At 66.8% G+C, this 597-nt stretch carries 1 protein-coding gene; it reads right to left on the bottom strand.

All coding sequences use genetic code 11. The features are described from left to right. On the bottom strand, positions 1-597 hold a 597-nt coding region (locus PWG71_RS28630; protein WP_274813190.1), incomplete at both ends, for an ATP-binding cassette domain-containing protein.

Genomic DNA, 597 nt, shown 5'->3' on the forward strand with positions numbered 1-597 from the left:
TCGCCCTTGCGCATGACCGCGACGCGGTCGCTCACCTGACGCACCACCGCCAGATCGTGGGCGACGAAGATGTAGGTCAACCCGAAGTCGTCCTGGAGCTCGGAGAGCAGACGCAGCACCTGGTCCTGCGTGGACACGTCCAACGCCGACACCGGCTCGTCGCAGATGATCAACTTGGGCTTGAGGATGAGCGCCCGCGCGATCGCGATGCGCTGACGCTGACCACCGGAGAACGCGTGCGGGAACCGGTTGTAGTGATCGGGCTCCAGGCCCACCCGCTCCAGGAGCTCCTGCACCTGGGAACGGATCCTCTTGCCGTCGCGCTCGCCCTGCACCCGCAGCGCGGTGCCGATCGCGTCGCCCACCGTCACCCTCGGGTTCAGCGACGAGTACGGGTTCTGGAACACCATCTGCACGTCACGACGCAACGGGCGCATCCGCCGTTCGGAGATGTGGGTGATGTCCCGGCCCTCGAACTCCACGCGCCCCTCGGTGGGTTCCAGCAGGCGCATGATCATCCGGGACAGGGTGCTCTTACCCGAACCGGACTCACCGACGATGCCCAGCGTCTCGCCCCGGTACAGGTCGAAGGAGACG

The organism is Nocardiopsis sp. N85 (assembly GCF_028882275.1).
Classification (GTDB): Bacteria; Actinomycetota; Actinomycetes; order Streptosporangiales; family Streptosporangiaceae; genus Nocardiopsis; species Nocardiopsis lambiniae.